Annotated in this window: 7 protein-coding genes and 3 pseudogenes; all 10 read left to right on the forward strand. The window is 42.1% G+C overall.

The genetic code is table 11. The features are described from left to right. Positions 1-250: 250 nt before the first annotated feature. Positions 251-418 (forward strand): annotated as a pseudogene (locus tag HMPREF2795_RS11065) (YSIRK-type signal peptide-containing protein); the annotation flags it as partial. Between the two features lie 210 nt (positions 419-628). Beyond that, positions 629-6,743, forward strand: a pseudogene (bgaA, locus tag HMPREF2795_RS03130) (LPXTG-anchored adhesin/beta-galactosidase BgaA); the annotation flags it as partial. A gap of 32 nt (positions 6,744-6,775) precedes the next feature. Continuing rightward, positions 6,776-7,288, forward strand: a pseudogene (locus tag HMPREF2795_RS11070) (SIALI-17 repeat-containing surface protein); the annotation flags it as partial. Between the two features lie 350 nt (positions 7,289-7,638). After that, positions 7,639-8,340 carry an ABC transporter ATP-binding protein gene (locus HMPREF2795_RS03135; RefSeq protein ID WP_075228214.1) on the forward strand — a complete coding sequence of 234 codons (702 nt, stop codon included), beginning with the start codon at positions 7,639-7,641 and terminating at the stop codon, positions 8,338-8,340. A gap of 1 nt (position 8,341) precedes the next feature. After that, a complete protein-coding gene (locus tag HMPREF2795_RS03140; RefSeq protein ID WP_075228215.1) occupies positions 8,342-11,047 on the forward strand; it encodes an ABC transporter permease in 2,706 nt (901 codons plus the stop codon). Positions 11,048-11,142: 95 nt separating this feature from the next. Beyond that, on the forward strand, positions 11,143-12,495 hold the full coding sequence (murD, locus tag HMPREF2795_RS03145; protein WP_060956045.1) for a UDP-N-acetylmuramoyl-L-alanine--D-glutamate ligase: 1,353 nt from the start codon (positions 11,143-11,145) through the stop codon (positions 12,493-12,495). Between the two features lies 1 nt (position 12,496). After that, positions 12,497-13,555, forward strand: coding sequence for a UDP-N-acetylglucosamine--N-acetylmuramyl-(pentapeptide) pyrophosphoryl-undecaprenol N-acetylglucosamine transferase (locus tag HMPREF2795_RS03150; RefSeq protein WP_075228216.1), 1,059 nt, complete (start codon positions 12,497-12,499; stop codon positions 13,553-13,555). Between the two features lie 9 nt (positions 13,556-13,564). Next, on the forward strand, positions 13,565-14,863 hold the full coding sequence (locus HMPREF2795_RS03155) for a cell division protein FtsQ/DivIB (protein WP_075228217.1): 1,299 nt from the start codon (positions 13,565-13,567) through the stop codon (positions 14,861-14,863). Between the two features lie 240 nt (positions 14,864-15,103). After that, positions 15,104-15,805, forward strand: a complete 702-nt coding sequence (gene pyrF, locus HMPREF2795_RS03160; protein ID WP_075228218.1) for an orotidine-5'-phosphate decarboxylase — start codon at positions 15,104-15,106, stop codon at positions 15,803-15,805. Positions 15,806-15,836: 31 nt separating this feature from the next. Next, a complete protein-coding gene (gene pyrE / locus HMPREF2795_RS03165; RefSeq protein ID WP_000170888.1) occupies positions 15,837-16,469 on the forward strand; it encodes an orotate phosphoribosyltransferase in 633 nt (210 codons plus the stop codon). Positions 16,470-16,580: the final 111 nt, after the last annotated feature.

Here is a 16,580-nt window from a genome sequence, read left to right on the forward strand (position 1 = left end):
GGACTACGAAATCGAGACTTTGTCTATCGATTTCCGTCCTACCGCCTTTTTTAGTAAAATCATTCACTAAATGTACATTCAGATTTTCAAAGTTTTCTACTAATTATAGAAAAAAGAATCAAAAGTATGATTTTTATGCTGCCAGTATTGAAGTTTCTTATATTATTTTATAAAATAGAAGCAAAATACTACTGAAAAAGTAGAGCGCTTACATAAAATTGGAAGCGGTTACGAATATAAGGAGGATCTTATGAGAAAAGATCATTGGAATCGAAAAAGAGTGTATAGTATCCGAAAATTTACCGTTGGAACTTGCTCTGTAGTCATCGGTACTTGCTCAGTCTTATTTGGTGCAAGTGTAGCTGGTGCAAACCCAGTTTCAGCTGATGAAACTCCAATTGCAGTTGCTGCAGAAAAAGTAGAGGATGATTCTCATAAAGAGGAACTTGGTGAAACAAGAAGTCCAGAACAGCCAGCATCAACTGAATCAGCTGCAAGTGAAGTTGCTACACCAGCTCATGCAGTTGAAAAGGCACGGGATGATCAAACTGTACAGTCAGATTCTGACAAAAAAGAGGATTCCATCTTAGATAAGAAACCTCAAGCAATTACTAAAGATCAATCTGCTCAAACGGAAAAACCGGATCTAAAACCGGCTACCAGTGAGGAGGTAAATCAATTGGTTGAGGACCGTAAAGTAGAATTTAACCAAAACTGGCATTTTAAACTTAATGCTAATGCCAAAGACGCTATCAAACCAGATGCAGATGTATCAAGCTGGAAGAAATTAGACCTTCCTCATGACTGGAGTATCTACAATGACTTCGATCACGATTCTCCTGCCCAAAACGAAGGTGGACAACTCAATGGTGGTGATGCTTGGTATCGCAAGACCTTTAAACTTGATGAAAAAGACCTTAACAAGAATGTTCGCCTGGTCTTTGATGGAGTTTATATGGATTCGCAAGTCTATGTAAACGGTCAGCTAGTTGGTCACTATCCAAATGGTTACAACCAATTCTCTTATGACATCACTGATTATCTCAATAAAGATGGTCGTGAGAATGTCGTGGCTGTACATGCGGTCAACAAACAACCAAGTAGCCGTTGGTACTCAGGAAGTGGTATTTACCGCGATGTTACCCTTCAAGTCACAGATAAGGTTCATGCTGAGAAAAATGGAACAACTATCTTAACACCAGACCTTGAAAAACAACAAAATGGTAAGGTTGATACTCATGTAACAAGTAAGATCGTCAATACAGATGACAAAGATCATGAAATTGTTGCTGAATACCAAATTATTGAACGAAATGGTCAGGCTGTAACGGACGCAGTTCGTACAGATAGCCAAGTCTTGAAAGCTCATCAATCAACTAGTTTGAATGCTATTTTGCAAGTTGAGAAACCAAAACTCTGGACAGTTCTTAACGATAAACCGGCTCTTTATGAATTAGTGACTCGTGTTTATCGTGACGGCCAATTGGTAGATGCTAAGAAGGACTTGTTTGGTTACCGTTACTATAACTGGACACCAAATGAAGGCTTCTCTTTGAATGGTGAACGCATTAAATTCCATGGAGTTTCTCTTCACCACGACCACGGAGCTCTAGGGGCTGAAGAAAACTATAAGGCAGAATACCGTCGTCTGAAACAGATGAAGGATATGGGTGTGAACTCTATCCGTACAACCCACAACCCAGCTAGTGAGCAAACGTTGCAGATCGCTGCAGAACTAGGTTTGTTGGTGCAAGAAGAAGCCTTCGATACTTGGTACGGTGGTAAGAAACAGTATGACTACGGACGTTTCTTTGACAAAGACGCCACTCACCCAGATGCTAAAAAAGGTGAAAAATGGTCTGACTTTGACCTACGTACAATGGTCGAAAGAGGCAAAAACAACCCTGCTATCTTCATGTGGTCTATCGGTAATGAAATCGGTGAAGCAGACGGTAAGGCTCGTTCTCTAGCGACTGTAAAACGCTTGGTCCAAGTTATTAAAGCAGTTGATAAGACACGCTATGTCACTATGGGAGCAGACAAGTTCCGCTTTGGTGATGGTAGTGGTGATCATGAAAAGATTGCGAACGAACTTGATGCGGTTGGATTTAACTATTCAGAAGACAACTATAAGAAGCTTCGTGCGAAGCATCCAAATTGGTTGATTTACGGTTCAGAAACTTCTTCAGCAACTCGTACTCGTGGTAGCTATTTCCGTCCAGAAAGTGAGCTAGTTCATAGCAACCAAGCATATCGTCATTATGAGCAATCAGACTATGGTAATGACCGTGTTGGTTGGGGTAAAACAGCCACTGCATCGTGGACTTTTGACCGTGACAATGCTGGTTATGCAGGTCAGTTTATCTGGACAGGTACCGACTATATCGGTGAGCCTACTCCATGGCACAACCAAAACAACACACCAGTTAAGAGTTCTTACTTTGGTATCGTAGATACAGCCGGAATTCCTAAGAATGACTATTACTTGTACCAAAGCCAATGGGTTTCTGCTCAGAAGAAACCAATGGTTCACCTCCTTCCTCACTGGAACTGGGAAGATCCTACTCTGAAAGCAAATGTAGCGGACGCAGATGGTAAGATTCCTGTTCGTGCATTTTCAAATGCTGCCAGTGTGGAACTGTTCTTGAATGGCGAGTCTCTAGGTAAGAAAACCTTTAACAAGAAACAAACTAGTGATGGCCGTACTTACCAAGAAGGTGCCAATGCCAAGGAACTTTACCTTGAGTGGAAGGTTGCTTATCAACCTGGAACCTTGGAAGCAGTAGCTCGCGATGAGGCTGGTAATGAAATTGCTCGTGATAAGGTTACGACTGCTGGTGAACCTGCAGGTGTTCGCCTAGTCAAAGAAGAAAATGCTATCGCAGCAGACGGAAAAGATCTCACTTATATTTACTACGAAATCGTTGACAGTGCTGGTAATGTAGTTCCAACTGCCAATAACCTTGTGCGCTTCCAGTTGCATGGACAAGGTCAAATTGTCGGTGTGGATAACGGTGAACAAGCAAGCCGTGAACGTTATAAAGAGCAAGCTGACGGTTCATGGGTTCGTAAGGCTTTCAATGGTAAGGGTGTTGTCATTGTCAAATCAACTGAGCAAGCTGGTAAATTTACCTTGACTGCTCACTCTGATCTCTTGAAATCTGATCAAACTACAATCTTTACAGGTAAGAAAGACCAAGCTGAAAAAACAGTTTTGGGTACAGAAGTTGCTAAAGTTCGTACTGTTATCGGTCAAGCACCGAAAATGCCTAAGAAGGTAGCATTTATCTACAGTGATGGTAGCCGTACAAAACTTCCAGTAGAATGGTCAGCAGTTGATGTCAATGAACCAGGAATTGTGACTGTTAAGGGTGTAGCAGATGGACGTGATGTAGAAGCGCGTGTTGAAGTCTTGGCTCTCGAAGCAGAATTGCCTGTAGTCAAGAGAATCGCTCCAAATACAGACCTAAATTCAGTTGACAAATCTGTATCTTACGTATTATCAGATGGTACCGTAGGAAGCTATGACGTTGATAAGTGGGAAGTTGCAGCTGAAGACCAAGCTAAATTAGCTATCCCAGGCTCTCGTATCCAGGCTAAAGGAATTTCAGGTGAAGATAAAATCGATGCGACCTTTGTAGTCGCAGAAGGTCAAGCATCTGCACCAGTAGTTCCAAGTGTAACCGTAACCGACCAAGCTGTAGAAGGTCTTTCAACTGAGCAACCAGTAAAATACCATAAACTTGCTTATGGTGTAGCTTTGCCAGAAGTTAAAGCTACAGCTGAAAATGCTCAAGTGACAGTTATTCAAGCTAATGAAGCAAATGGTATGCGTGCAAGCATCCATGTTCAACCAAACGATGGTGGCCCACTACAAACCTATGCTATCCAATTCCTACAAGAAGCTCCACAAATTGAACGTTTGAGCCTAGAAGTTGAAAATGCGGCTACTTTGAAAGAAAACCAAACTGTCGGTATCAAGGTCTTGGCTCACTATCAAGACGGTACACAAGCAGTCTTGAAGGCTGATAAGGTTACCTTCTCAACTACAGGTGAAGGAGATGTAGCCGTTCGTAAAGGTATGCTTGAATTGCATAAACCTGGTCAAGTAACTCTGAAAGCTCAATTTGAAGGAGCAGAAGGTCAGATTGACTTGAACATTCAAGCAAATACTGAAGATAAAGTCGTCCAAGCCATCCGTCCAGTTAGTGTCGTGACAGGTTTGAACCAAGAACCAAGTCTACCTGCTACTGTAACTGTAGAGTATGACAAAGGATTTCCAAAGGTTCACAAGGTAACTTGGCAAGCAGTTGCTAAGGAAGACCTTGCTAAATACCATAGCTTTGATGTCTTAGGTAAAGTTGAAGGAATCGAGAAAGAAGCTCATGCTAAGGTATCTGTCGAAGGTATCATTGCTGTCGAAGAAGTCAGCGTAACTACTCCAGTTGCAGAAGCTCCTCAACTACCAGAGAGCGTTCGTACTTACCACTCAAATGGCCAAGTCTCTTCAGCTAAAGTAACTTGGGACGCAATTGAACCAAGCCAATACGCACAAGAAGGCAAGTTTACTGTGACAGGACATGTCGAAGGTACTCAACTACCAACTAAACTTCATGTTCGTGTGTCTGCTCAGACAGAAACTGGTGCTAATATTTCTGACCAGTGGACTGGTTCAGAATTGCCACTTGCCTTTGCATCAGACTCAAATCCAAGTGACTCAGTAGCCAATGTCAATGACAAACTAATTTCATATAACAACCAACCAGCAAACCGCTGGACAAACTGGAACCGTACAAGTGAAGCATCCGTGGGAATTCTCTTTGGTGATTCTGGTATCATGTCTAAACGTTCAGTGGATAACCTCAATGTAGCCTTCCACGAAGACCACGGTGTTGGTGCACCTAAATCCTATGTCATCGAATACTATGTCGGTTCAGAAACTCCAACAGTTCCTAAGAATCCAAGCTTCGTAGCACGCGAAGACCATGTCTTTAATGACGATAAAAACTGGAAAGAAGTAACAAATCTTAAAGCTCCAGATCAAGTCAGAGCTGGAGAAATGACCCACTTTAGCTTTGATAAAGTCAACACTTATGCTGTTCGTATCCGCATGGTTAGACCAGATGGTAAATGGGGTACTTCTATTACAGAAATGCAAATCTTCTCTAAACAAGTAGCTGCAGCTAAGAATGCTCAAGCAAAAATCCAAGTAGATGGAAAAGATTTGCCAAACTTTAACCCAGGCTTGACTGACTACTATCTAGAAGCAAGCCAAGGAAAAGCTCCAGCTGTTACAGCAAATGTCACTGAAAATGGTATTGCAACAGTTGTACCAAGCGTAGGTGAAGGAGATCCAGTTCGTGTTGTTGTCAAGGCTGAAAACGGAGATATCCTAGGTGAATACCGCCTACACTTCACAAATGATAAAGATTTGCTCGCAAGTAAACCTGTTGCTGTTGCCAAATCATCTCGCTTGGTTGCTAAAGGACAAACCCTTGAGTTACCAACAAAAGTTCCTGTCTACTTCACAGGAAAATCTGACTATGAAGTGAAAGACTTGGCTGTTGACTGGGAAGCAGTTCCAGCAGAAAATCTAACAAAAGCAGGTGAATTTACAGTTCATGGTCGCGTTTTGGGTACTGATTTAACTGCTGAAGTGGCTGTTCGTGTAACAGACAAACTCGGAGAAAATCTTTCAGACAACCCAGACTTCGATGATGATAGCAACCGTTCATTTGCCTCAGCAACTAACGATATTGATCCAAACTCTCATGACCGTGTAGATTATGTTAACGATGGTTCAGATGATGAAACCCGTCGTTGGACCAACTGGTCTCCAACTCCATCTGAAAATCCAGAAGTTTCAGTAGGGGTTATCTTCAGAGAAAATGGTAAAATTGTTGAACGTACAGTAGCTGAAGGAAGCATTCGCTTCTTTGCAGATGGTGGAACAGATGCACCTTCTAAACTCGTTCTAGAACGCTATGTTGGACCAGAATTTGATTCACCAGAATATTACTCTAACTACCAACCATACGATCCAGAACATCCATTCAATACTCCTTCTAACTGGGAGAAAGTTGAATACCGTGCGGATCAAGAAGTTCAAGCAGGAACTGACATCCATGTAACCTTTGCACCAGTCAAAGCTAAAGCTATGAGATGGCGCATGGACAGAAAAGCAGACAAGAAGGGTGTGGCTATCACTGAAATGGCCTTTATCGCTCCAAGTGAAGCTCCTAAAGACAATACAGCTTCTAAACTTCTAGTAGATGGTAAAGAGCTTGCTGACTTCTCTGAAGCTCGTGTGGATTACCAAGTAACCTATAGTGGAAACCGTCCTAAAGTGACCGTTGAAGCTGGTGAAAACGTAGCGGCAACAGTTGTCGATAGTGGTGACGATAAACTTCCAGTCTTGGTACGTCTCGTTTCAGAAAGTGGTAAACACGCCAAGGAATACCGTATCCAATTGACCAAAGAAAAGGTTGAAACTGGAAAAGTTGCCCCAGCTGTTCAGGAAGAGCTTCCTAGCCTAGAAGTGGTAGAAGAAGCTCTCAGCTTCAAGACAGTGAAGAAAGAAGATCCAACTCTAGCAGAAGGTGAAACTCGTGTAACTCAAGCAGGTCGTGAAGGTAAAGAACGTATCCTGACTGAAGTAGCACTAGATGGAAGCCGTACTGAAAAACTTCGCGAAACTATTGAAGCACCGCAAGATGAGATTGTCTTAGTCGGAACTAAGAAAGAAGTATCTGGTAAAACAGATCCAGCTATCCATGAAGTTCCAGAATTTACAGGCGGTGTCAATGGAGCAGAAGCCGCTGTTCATGAAGTCCCAGAGTACCCAGGAGTCATTGGCACAGCAGGTGATGAGCCAGCACCAGTAGTAGAGGTTCCAGAATTTACAGGCGGTGTCAATGGGGCAGAAGCCGCTGTTCATGAAGTACCTGAGTTCACTGGTCATGTAAATGGTTCAGAAGGAACTACCCACCAAGTTCCACACTTTGAAGGTGGCGTTCCTGGTGGAGAAGGGACTAGTCACCAAGTTCCAGAATTTACTGGACGTGTGAATGGTTCAGCCCCAACTACAGGTGAAACTCCAGCATACAGAGATGAGCAGTCACAAGTAGCTCTTGCTATGTCACAAGACAAGACCTACCAAGCGCCTGCAAGTCATCAAAATATCCTTCCTGAAACAGGTACTAAGGAAAATGCAACCCTTGCAACAGCAGGTGTTGTAGGAGCACTTCTTGGTCTCTTTGCAATGGGAAAGAAAAAAGAAGACCAATAAAATGATGTAAAAGCATCTAAGTCATAGAGATTGGACCAAGAAACAGATCTCGACAATAAAAAGCGGACAAAACTAGTTTTCTGATCTACAGAGACTGGTCTTGTTCGCTTTTTTGGCTAAACAGTTAATTGCAAAAGAAGATCAAAGATGATATTTGACAAAAAACTAAAATAACAAACTAGAGGAATTGCATCAGAAACATGGTGAGTAAGGCATGGCTATACTGACTTGAATTCAGCGCATCTGAGGACTTTGAAAATCTCTCTAAAGTCTACAGGGATAAGCTTTCTTTCTATCCTCAAAAGAGTTATAATAAAGATGAAAATAGGGATAGAAGAGGAGGAGATAGGATGGCTTATATTGAAATGAAAAACAGCTATAAGAGGTATCATACTGGAGATACGGAAATTGTGGCCAATCGAGATGTCAACTTCGAGATTGAAAAGGGAGAACTAGTCATTATCCTTGGGTCATCTGGTGCAGGGAAGTCAACAGTTTTAAATATTCTAGGCGGTATGGCTACAAACGATGAAGGGCAAGTCTGGATTGATGGAACCAATATCTCGAATTTCACTTCTCATCAGAGAACCAACTATCGTAGAGATGACGTTGGCTTTGTCTTTCAGTTTTACAATTTGGTTTCTAACTTGACTGCTAAGGAAAATGTTGAGCTGGCTTCAGAAATTGTTGCTGATGCCTTGGATCCTGAGCAGGTTCTCAAGGATGTAGGCTTAGAGCACCGTCTAAATAACTTTCCAGCTCAGCTGTCAGGCGGTGAGCAACAACGGGTATCCATTGCTCGAGCGGTGGCAAAAAATCCTAAAATTCTCCTTTGTGATGAACCAACGGGAGCTTTGGACTACCAGACTGGTAAGCAGGTTCTAAAGATTCTTCAAGATATGTCACGTAAGAAGGGGGCTACCGTTATCATTGTGACCCATAATGCCTCCCTAGCTCCTATAGCTGATCGGGTGATTCAGATGCATGATGCCAGTGTCAAGAGTGTTGTCCTCAATCCTCAACCACAGGATATTGATGATTTGGAGTACTAAGATGAAAAGAAAGACATATTGGAAAGACCTGCTCCAGTCTTTCACAGGTTCAAAGGGACGGTTTTTATCCATCCTAACTCTAATGATGTTAGGTTCTTTAGCCGTGGTTGGTCTCAAAGTAGCCAGTCCCAATATGGAGCGAACAGCTGGGGCTTATCTGAAAGAAACTAATGCCGCAGATATGACTGTCATAGCAGATTACGGTCTAGATCAGGCAGACCAGGAAGAATTGCAAACACTATCAGGAGCAGATGTCGAATTTGGTTATACGACAGATTTGACTCTGGCAAACAGTGAAGATGCCATACGGATCTTTTCAAATACTGAAAAGATTTCAAAATTTCAAGTAACGGAAGGGCTTTTGCCTGAAAAAGAAGATGAATTGGCTCTAGCTGATTTTTGGAAAGATCGTTATCAGATTGGTCAAGTCATTCATTTGAGTCAAAAGAATGGCAGTAATTCTCAATTAAAGCGAGATAGTTATACCATTACAGGTTTTGTTCACTCTCCAGATATTTTTTCAAAATCAGATATGGGGAGTTCAGCCAGTGGTAATGGGAATCTAGCAGCTTACGCTGTCGTAACTGAAGAAAATTTTAAGAGCTCTGTTTACACGATTGCCCGCCTGCGCTTTGCTAGCCTAACAGATGTCAATCCTTTCTCTAGTGATTACGAAAAGAAGCTAGAGGAAGAAGAAGAGACTCTAAAGGAACTAGTTGCTGATAATGGACAAGCGCGGCTAGAGAAAATGAAGAAGGATGCCCAAGAGTCCCTTGATGAGGGCAAGAAACAACTGGATGAAGCAGAGACCAACTTGACAGCTGGCAAGAAACGCCTACAGGAAATCGAAACGCGTCTACAAGATCAAGAAAACCAAGTAAACCAACTTCCAGAACAACAAAAAAGTCAAGTCTCTAGTCAGTTAGAAGAAGCAAAAAAGCAATTGAAGCAGGAACAGGAAAAGCTGAGCCAAGCTGAAACGAATCTAGCGAGCGAAAAGGCTAAATGGCAGACTAGTCAGGATGAAGTCAATGCTCTGACAGAGCCAAGCTATCATGTCTACAATCGAAAGAGTTCTCCTACTGGTCAAGGTTATCTCATGTATAGTAACTCGGCCATGAGTATTCGTTCCGTAGGGAATATCTTTCCAGTTGTTCTCTATGCCGTAGCAGCCATGGTTACCTTTACCACCATGACACGATTTGTAGACGAGGAAAGGACCAATGCAGGGATTTTCAAAGCTCTAGGCTACCATAGCAAGGATATCATTGCTAAGTTTGTGATTTACGGTCTAGTTGCTGGTACTCTTGGCACTCTACTAGGAATTCTGATTGGTCACTACATCCTAGCACCTACTATTTCGCATATCATCACTAAGCGAATGATCGTTGGTGAGAGTCAGCAGTATTTCTATTGGACCTATAGTTGCTTGGCTTTGGGACTAAGCTTAGTAGCTAGTGTCCTACCTGCCTACCTTGTATCTCATAGAGAATTGCATGAAGAAGCAGCACAATTATTACTACCCAAGCCGCCAGTCAAGGGCTCAAAGATTCTCTTGGAGCGGATAACCTTTATCTGGTCTCATTTGAGCTTTACCCAAAAGGTAACTGCCCGCAATATTTTCCGATACAAACAACGCATGATGATGACCATTTTTGGGGTTGCAGGTTCAGTAGCTCTCCTCTTTGCAGGGCTTGGTATCCAATCTTCTGTGGTAGGAGTTGCTGACAGACAGTTTAAGGATCTTCAACAATATCAGATGATTCTCTCTGTCAATTCTCGAGCTTCAGATTCTGATAAGGCAAAGCTAGAAGAAAAATTGCAGAGTGATGAAGTTGAAAACTATCGTTTAATTTCTTCCAAACAGGTTGAGGAAAAGTATGCTGGCAAGGCAGGTGTTCAAACCGTGACCATGATGGTAACGGATCAAGATGATCTGGATCCCTTTGTCCATTTAGAAAAAAATGGGGAAAAACTGAGCTTATCTAACGGACTTGTTCTGACTGAAAAATTAGCCCAGTTGGCAGGAGTTTCCCTAGGTGACAACTTTACAATAGATGGAAAAACCTTTAAGGTTGGAGCCATTACCGAACACTACGTAGGCCATTTTGTTTATATGAATCAGGCGACCTATGAAAAAATTTACGGTCAAGCTCCCAAGATGAACACCTATCTGGTCCAACTTAAGGATAAAAGTGAAGGGAATACTGAAAGAGTCGCAGGAGAATTTATGGACCAGGCGGCTGTTAGTGGCCTCGTTCAAAATGCCTCAACCATTCAGCTCTTTGAAAGTTTTGCTAATTCTCTGAATCATACCATGGCGATTTTGGTGCTGGTATCGGTGCTATTAGCCATCGTGATTCTCTATAATTTGACCAATATCAATGTTGCTGAACGGATTCGGGAACTCTCAACCATCAAGGTTCTTGGTTTTCATAACAAAGAAGTGACCCTTTACATCTATCGGGAAACCATCCTATTGTCACTAATTGGAATGATTGTAGGATTGGTATCAGGCTTTTATCTCCATCAATTTCTCATTCAGATGATCGCACCCGGTACCTTCCGTTTTCAACCGAAGGTCGGCTGGGAAGTTTATCTCATCCCAGTTCTAGCCGTCAGTGTCATTTTGACCATCCTAGGAGTTTTTGTCAATCATTATCTCCAAAAGGTGGATATGTTAGAAGCCCTCAAGTCTGTAGAATAATTAGTAGAGGACAAAAACAAATAAGAAAGCCCTTTGTGGCTTTTTTATTTTCATAAAAATGGTAAAATAGTAAGAGTAGAAATGGAGTTCTAGATATGAAACGAATTGATCAATTTGAAAATAAGAAAGTATTAGTCCTAGGTTTAGCTAAATCAGGTGAATCTGCAGCTCGTCTCTTGGACAAGTTGGGCGCCATTGTAACGGTGAATGATGGCAAACCTTTTGAGGAAAATCCAGCAGCTCAGAGCCTTTTGGAAGAGGGAATCAAGGTTGTCACTGGTGGACATCCTTTGGAATTATTGGATGAAGATTTTGCCCTCATGGTAAAAAATCCAGGAATTCCTTATAGCAACCCGATGATTGAAAAAGCTTTAGAAAAAGGCATTCCAGTCTTGACAGAGGTTGAGTTGGCCTACTTGATTTCTGATGCACCGATTGTTGGTATTACTGGTTCAAATGGTAAGACTACGACCACAACCATGATTGGAGAAGTTCTGACTGCTGCAGGACAAAATGGGCTTTTATCAGGTAACATTGGTTACCCTGCAAGCCAGGTAGCTCAGACAGCAACAGATAAGGATACCCTTGTCATGGAACTTTCTTCTTTCCAATTAATGGGAATTCAGGAATTCCATCCTGAAATTGCTGTTATCACCAACCTGATGCCAACACATATTGACTATCACGGTTCTTTTGAAGCCTATGTCGAAGCTAAGTGGAATATTCAAAGCAATATGACAGCGGCTGATTACTTAGTATTGAACTTCAACCAGGAATTAGCTAAAGAGCTTGCTACAAAGACAAACGCGACTGTAGTACCATTCTCAACCCTTGAAAAGGTTGACGGTGCTTATCTTGAAGATGGTCTTCTTTACTTCCGTGGTGAAAAAGTCATGGCAGCTGATGAAATCGGAGTTCCTGGTAGCCACAATGTGGAAAATGCTCTTGCAACCATTGCTGTAGCTAAACTTCGTGGTGTGGACAATGAAATCATTAAGGAAACCTTGTCAGCCTTTGGTGGTGTGAAGCACCGTCTCCAGTTTGTAGACCAAATCAATGGGGTGAAATTCTACAACGATAGTAAGTCAACCAATATCTTGGCAACTCAAAAAGCCTTGTCTGGATTTGACAATAACAAGGTTATCTTGATTGCTGGTGGGTTGGACCGTGGAAATGAGTTTGATGAATTAGTGCCGGATATTAAAGGACTCAAGAAAATGGTCATCCTCGGTCAGTCTGCAGAGCGTGTCAAACGTGCAGCAGATAAGGCTGGTGTGGCTTATGTGGATGCAACAGATATTGCTGACGCAACTCGAAAGGCTTATGAAATTGCGGAAGAAGGAGATGTGGTTCTCCTCAGTCCTGCTAATGCTAGCTGGGATATGTATGCCAACTTTGAGGTACGTGGAGATCTTTTCATCGACACTGTAGCGGAGTTAAAGGGATAATATGAAAAAAATAGTATTTACAGGTGGGGGAACGGTTGGACACGTTACCCTCAACCTTTTATTAATGCCTAAGTTCATCGAAGATGGCTGGGAAGTCCACTATATTGGTGATAAAAATGGGATTGAGCATCATGAAATTCTCAAGTCAGGTTTAGATGTTACCTTCCATTCGATTGCAACAGGGAAATTACGTCGATATTTCTCATGGCAAAATATGGTTGACGTCTTTAAGGTTGCTTTTGGAATTCTTCAATCGCTCTTTATCATGCTTCGAGTTCGTCCACAAGCCCTCTTTTCTAAGGGTGGATTTGTATCTGTTCCGCCTGTTATCGCAGCGCGAGTATGCAGAGTACCAGTCTTCATCCACGAGTCTGATCTCTCTATGGGATTGGCCAATAAAATCGCCTATAAGTTTGCGACTAAGATGTACTCTACTTTTGAGCAAGCGTCTAGCCTCACTAAGGTAGAGCATGTAGGAGCCGTGACCAAGGTTTCTGGACCAATTATGGAAGAGCCTGAAGAAATGGTGGATATCCGAACTTCTTTCAATGATAAGCTACCAACTCTTCTTTTCGTCGGAGGTTCTGCTGGGGCGCGTGTCTTTAACCAATTAGTTACAGACCATAAGGAAGAACTGACTAGTCGTTATAATATCATCAACCTAACAGGGGATGCTAGCTTAAATGAACTAAGTTCAAACCTCTACCGTGTTGACTACGTGACTGACCTCTATCAACCGCTCATGAATATGGCTGATGTAGTCATCACTCGTGGTGGTGCCAATACGATTTTTGAACTTCTTGCTATGGCTAAATTGCATGTCATTGTCCCTCTAGGGCGTGAAGCTAGCCGTGGAGATCAGATTGAAAATGCGGCTTACTTTGTGAAAAAAGGCTATGCTGAGGAGTTGCAAGAGGGCGATTTGACCTTGTCTACTTTAGAAGAAAAAGTAAGCAAGCTTTTGACCCACAAAGAAGACTACCAGAACACGATGAAGAATTCTCATGAATTAAAATCTGTGGCGGATTTTTATGCGCTACTAACAAAAGATCTATCATAAGGAAAATCGATGTCAAAGGATAAGAAACAAGAGCCAACTCAAGGCAAGGAATTGTCAGAGTGGCAAAAACGAAATCAAGAATATCTTCAAAAAAAAGCTGAAGAAGAGGCCCAACTAGTCAAAGAAAAGGCCCAAGCAGATACCAATAAAAAAGAAGTTGCAAAAGCTCCGGAAGAAGAAACCACTTTATCAGAGTGGCAGAAGCAGAACCGTGAATATCTGCGTAAAAAGGCTGAGGAAGAGACCAAGGAAGAACAAGAGTCAGACTTATCTGAAGATACTGAGGAGGAAGAGGATTTAGATTCTAATCCTGAAGAGCAGAAGGAAAGTGCAGAAGACCAGTCCTCGCTTGAAAATGAGGAGGAAACTACTGAGACAGAACAAGTAGAAGAAGAGGATGAAAAATCTGAAGAAAAATCTGAAGAAACAAAAGTAGAAGAAAAGAGAACTAAGTCTAAGGAAAAAATTGCTAAGCCTTCTATTCCAAGTGTTCATATCTGGCGTGCTGTTACGATTCTAATCCCAAGTTTGCTTGTCTTGTTCTTTTCCATCTATCTTTTGACGCCATACTCAACTTTGAAAAACATAGAGGTTACTGGTACGGTAGAGACCAATGCAGACCAAATCAAAGAGGCTTCAGGGATTCGTGATAGTGACTATACCTTTGGTCTGCTCCTCAATAAAGACAAACATGCTGAGATGATTAAGTCCAATCACTGGATTGAATCTGCTAGCATTCGCTATCAATTCCCGACCAATTTCACCATCCAGGTCAAGGAATACGGGATTGTAGCCTATTATGTTTCTGGAGAGGACCATTATCCGATTCTTTCTAGTGGGACGGTGGAAACCAGTCCAGTTAGTCTAGTCAGTCTTCCAGAAACCTATATGTCCGTACTCTTTAACGATGAGCAGCAAGTCAAAACCTTGATTGAACAACTAGCTGAAGTCAACCCAGAGATTAAGCAGGCGATCAAAACGATTGAATTGGCTCCAACTAGTGTAACCAGTGATCTGCTCAAGATTACCATGTATGATACGGATGAGATTTTGGTTCCTTTATCAGAACTAGGTAAAAAATTGCCTTACTATAGTAAGATTAAACCCCAATTAACAGTTCCAAGCGGTATTGATATGGAAGTTGGGATCTATAGTTATAGCTTGACGGATAAGGCTTTAGAAGAAGCAAGAATCAAAGCTAAAGAAGAGGAAAAGAAGAAGCAGGAAGAAGAAAAGAAAAAACAAGAAGAGCAGGGGAATCAAACTCAGAGTCAAAATCAAACAACCCAACAATCACAGAGTCGTTAAGATTAAGATGATTCTGTTGACTTGATGATGAGTCATGATTTCTACAAGTTCAATCACTGGTTTTTACTTGACAAGTACCGCTTTAAATAATAGAATAGTAAAAAACCTTTAAAGCAGTCCAGAGAGGCAGCTAAGGTTAGACGGTGAAAGGGTGGATTCTACCCATTTTTCGTGGAACCTTGCTGTAGGCAGGTTCCTTTTTTCATGCTCTCTAGCTCACAAAGGTAAAAGGAGAAAAGTATGCGCGAATCTCGTCCAGTTATTGCTCTTGATTTTCCAAGTTTTGAGGAAGTCAAGAAGTTTTTAGCTCTTTTTCCAGCGGAAGAGAGCCTCTATCTAAAGGTAGGTATGGAGCTCTATTACGCTACAGGTCCGGAGATTATTTCGTATTTGAAAGGTTTGGGACATAGCGTCTTTCTGGATCTCAAACTCCATGATATTCCCAATACGGTCAAGTCAGCCATGAAGGTTTTGTCTAATCTGGGCGTTGACATGACCAACGTTCACGCAGCAGGTGGCGTAGAGATGATGAAGGCTGCGCGTGAAGGTCTTGGAAAAGAAGCCAAATTGATTGCTGTTACCCAGTTGACTTCAACTTCTGAAGAACAAATGAGAGACTTTCAAAATATTCAAACCAGCCTTCAAGAATCGGTTATTCACTATGCCAAGAAAACTGCTGAAGCCGGTTTGGATGGTGTGGTTTGCTCGGCTCAGGAAGTCAAGCTCATCAAAGAAGCTACCAACCAAGACTTTATCTGTCTGACACCAGGTATTCGTCCATCAGGAGCTGCAGTTGGAGACCAAAAACGAGTTATGACACCTGCAGATGCTTATCAGATTGGTAGTGACTATATCGTTGTCGGACGCCCAATCACTCAAGCCACTGATCCAGTAGCAGCTTATCATGCTATCAAGGATGAGTGGACACGAGACTGGAAATAAGAATAAAGTATAAAATACAAAGGAGAATCCCATGACACTTGCTAAAGACATTGCTAGCCATCTATTGAAAATTCAAGCCGTTTACCTCAAGCCAGAAGAACCTTTTACTTGGGCATCAGGCATTAAGTCACCGATTTATACGGACAACCGTGTGACGCTTGCTTACCCAGAAACGCGTAGCTTGATTGAAAATGGTTTTGTGGAAGCCATCAAGGCAGAATTCCCAGAAGTAGAAGTGATTGCAGGAACAGCGACTGCAGGCATTCCGCATGGCGCCATCATTGCTGACAAGATGAACTTGCCATTTGCCTATATCCGTAGCAAACCAAAAGATCACGGTGCTGGAAATCAAATCGAAGGCCGTGTAGCCCAAGGACAAAAGATGGTCGTTGTTGAAGATTTGATTTCAACAGGTGGTTCAGTTCTCGAAGCAGTGGCAGCTGCCAAACGTGAAGGAGCAGATGTTCTGGGTGTTGTAGCTATCTTTAGCTATCAATTGCCAAAAGCAGACAAGAACTTTGCAGATGCTGGTGTCAAACTAGTAACACTTTCAAACTACAGCGAGCTCATTCACCTAGCCCAAGAAGAAGGCTATATCACACCAGAAGGACTTGACCTCCTAAAACGATTTAAAGAAGACCAAGAAAATTGGCAAAATGCTTAAGGTATATAAAAATCAGGTAGTCGCTAGGATTACCTGATTTCTTTTTGTGATTTTATTGGATGTTATACTCAATGAAAATCAAAGAGCAAGCTAGGAAGCTAGCCGCAGGCT

Source organism: Streptococcus sp. HMSC056C01, assembly GCF_001811305.1.
Taxonomy (GTDB): Bacteria; Bacillota; Bacilli; order Lactobacillales; family Streptococcaceae; genus Streptococcus.